This window comes from Thermococcus sp. (assembly GCF_027008145.1).
GTDB lineage: Archaea > Methanobacteriota_B > Thermococci > Thermococcales > Thermococcaceae > Thermococcus.
This window is the reverse complement of record NZ_JALTCZ010000057.1, coordinates 1-2,852: the sequence shown is the minus strand read 5'-3', so window position 1 is coordinate 2,852 and position 2,852 is coordinate 1. Positions and strand designations below refer to the sequence as shown.

The following is a 2,852-nucleotide window of genomic DNA, read 5'->3' as shown; positions in this document are numbered from 1 at the left end:
ATCGTGTTTGCAACGCTCTTCTCTTCGAGTGCCGTCTGGATGGTGAGCACCTGCTGGGACGTGCCCCCAGTGAACGTTACGGAACGAACTGAATAGAGGAGCATGACCATGAGTACCCCGAAAACCAGGAGGAACTCCAGCGATATCTGACCGCGCTTCCTCAGAAACCTCATCCTCCCACCTAATACTAAGAAGACCTCAAGCTTATTTAACAGTTACTCCCTAGGTTTGAGAGAAATGACGGCAAAATTGCCCGAGGGAAGTTTCCGTGTTTCAACATCGAAGTAGTCCGTACTGAACAGCTTGAAGCGATACTTCTCGGGATCAAGCGAGTGCTTCTCAATTATCCCGGCGAGCTCGTCTATGAAGAACTGGGTGAGCTCATAGTAGATGAGGTCGAGCTTGGCCTTCGTCCAGTCCCTGAGCCAGAGGGCTAAGGGGAGCGCTGAAAGTCCTAGGAGAATCCACGGCTGGAGGGTTGTGATGGAGAGAACGCCTGTTACCCCAACGATTCCCCCTAAGATCACAAGGAAGGCCCGGTAGTTCCTCCTGAGTCCTTTGCTCTCCTTAACCTTCTCCTCCCAGATATCCAAGAGGGCGGGATTGTAGAAGTCGAAGGCAGTGTGGCGCTTTCCTTTGGCTATGCGCTCCCTTATGAGAAGGTCCCAGTCGTCTTGGTAGTAGATGACCTCACCTCTCAGCTTGGCCCTCTCGGCATCTATGGATGAGATTATTCTGATTATATCCTCTGCGCTTTCGTGGGCTATGTGTGAGTACACAGAGCTCTCGTCGAGCTCAAGGGCAACCTCCACTGAGTCCCTGACGGGCTCACTCATCATTCCGCCTCCTCCCACCAACTTCAACGTCCGGAAACGGGCCGTTGTAGAGCTCAGTTTCAGCGGGATAGACATCGTCGAAGTCGGGCAGGCCACTCAGGAGTTTCCTCTTAGCTTTCTCCGCCTCCTCCTTCGCCCTCATGAAGGACTGGGCGTAGACCTTTCCAGTCCTTACTATGTCTTCTATGCTCCTGCTCTCGTAGATTCCGCTGAGAAGGGTAACTACTTCAACTTCCCTTTCCTTTGGGTCTGGATAGAACCCGCGGAATATCTGCTTGCCCCTTATTTTCCCGGTGAGGTAATCGAGGGCCTCAAATATCTCGTTAGCCTTCATGACTTCCGGCGGGCCGTGGATAGCGACGAGCCCGTAAAGTGCCGACTCTATGTTGGCCTCAAGGTAGAGGCCCTCACTTTCAAAGGATTTTATGATGAGCCTTGAGAGGCTTTTTATCTTTCCCGCGTCGGCTTTGGCGTAGCCCACCGTTGCGAAGCTTCCAAAGGCCTTGAGAACGAACTTCAGATCGCTGGCATCAAGGGTCTGCTCACCGGGGATGTCAACCAGCGCGAGAAGCGAGGCTATCCTCTCGACTATCGTATAGTTTATCCTCTCGTAGGCTTTGCTGATGTCGTCGTTTCCTTCTTTGAGCTTGTTGTTGTCTATCGCTATTATCGAGTCTGCTATCTTGGAGAGCTTGTCTATCGTTATCGCGGCGTTTATTGTGGGCCTTATACCTTCCTCCTTCAGGGGGAGTGCCCCTATCGCCACCACCAGCGAGTCCGGGTATTCTCCCTTCAAGGCCTCCGCGAGAACAGGGGTTCCTCCAGCTCCGGTTCCCCCGCCGAAGCCGAAGGTGAGGAAGAAGATGTCAACATCCTCGTAACCGACGACCGAGTTTATCTTCTTCATGACCATTGGGAGGTCGCGCTTCATTGCTTCCCTTCCAAGGATTGGGTTTGCGTTGACACCCTTTCCCCCGGTAATGGATTCCCCTATGAGTATCCTCCTCTCGGCCGGGATGTAGCGGAGATAGTCTAGGTCGCCCCTGGATGTGTTTATTGCAAGGGCCTCAAAATCAACTAAAGAGAAGAGGTCGGCGATTTTTGTGCCACACTGGCCGACCCCGATTATCAGAGCTCTCAAAGATTCTCACCCCACGACCAGTTGCCTTATCCTGCCGTTCTCGTTAACTATCAGCATCGCATTGCCCCTCAGGTATTTGATGAAGCCGGTTGTGAAGAGTTCCTCGGCCATCCAGCGGGAGCTGTCTCCGTAGAAGACGAAGAGCACCATGCCTTGGGCGGTTGAACCCGGAATCACTGCTATCGAGTCCACCATAGGCCCCGTGTAGTTGCCAACCATCACGCTACCATCGAAGAGCCTGAAGTCAACATAGGGGTTGTATTTTGAGATGTTGTAGGCTCCATAGGGAGCAACGACGACGTAGTAGCCACTTTCGAGCGAGGTCTTGTTTGAGGGAGTGAAGTGTCCGCCGAAAAACTTTTGGAGGGCTAGGGCTATCTCCGTGGCGTTCACTCCGATCCCTATAACGGTGAAATTCTTTCTGCTTAGGAAGGCGTTTTCTATCCCGTAGAGCGTCACCGGCGGTATGAACTTGAATCTGCAGAGGTACTCTATGGCCAGAGCCGTGTCGAGTGTCCAGTCGTTAATCTCGCCACTGTCTCTGGCCTTCAGCACGAGGGACAGGGTCTCGTTGGTGAAGTTGTAGCCGAATTCAGAGAGCAGGTCGGTGGCCTTAACTGTCAGGTAAACGGTTGGTCTCCCGTAGACCCATCTGCCGGCAAAGGAGTCATAATAGGCCTTGAAAGGCGCCCATCCCCCGTTGATGCGCTGGGATGCCAGCCAGTTGGCATAGGACTTCAGCTCCCTGGTTGGGACTATGTCTTTGAGGACGTCGAGTATCTCTATCGTCATCGGGACGTTCGGTCCGAGGGTGTAGGTGTAGTAGCGGGTTTTAACGATTATTCCCCAGCCTTTACCATTCCCAACGCTGAGGA

3 protein-coding genes and 1 pseudogene are annotated in these 2,852 nt (G+C 53.1%); all 4 read right to left on the bottom strand.

What is annotated here, in order from left to right:
* The coding region (locus MVD07_RS02630) for a class III signal peptide-containing protein (RefSeq protein ID WP_297498271.1) at positions 1–173 on the bottom strand (173 nt) is incomplete at its 3' end.
* 42 nt (positions 174–215) lie between these two features.
* The gene (locus tag MVD07_RS02625) at positions 216–836 is read right to left on the bottom strand and encodes a hypothetical protein (protein WP_297498268.1); all 621 of its coding nucleotides are present in this window, start codon (positions 834–836) and stop codon (positions 216–218) included.
* On the bottom strand, positions 829–1,977 hold the full coding sequence (locus MVD07_RS02620) for a cell division protein FtsZ (RefSeq protein WP_297498265.1): 1,149 nt from the start codon (positions 1,975–1,977) through the stop codon (positions 829–831). The genes MVD07_RS02625 and MVD07_RS02620 overlap by 8 nt, the downstream gene beginning before the upstream one ends.
* 6 nt (positions 1,978–1,983) lie before the next feature.
* Positions 1,984–2,852, bottom strand: a pseudogene (locus MVD07_RS02615) (hypothetical protein); the annotation flags it as partial.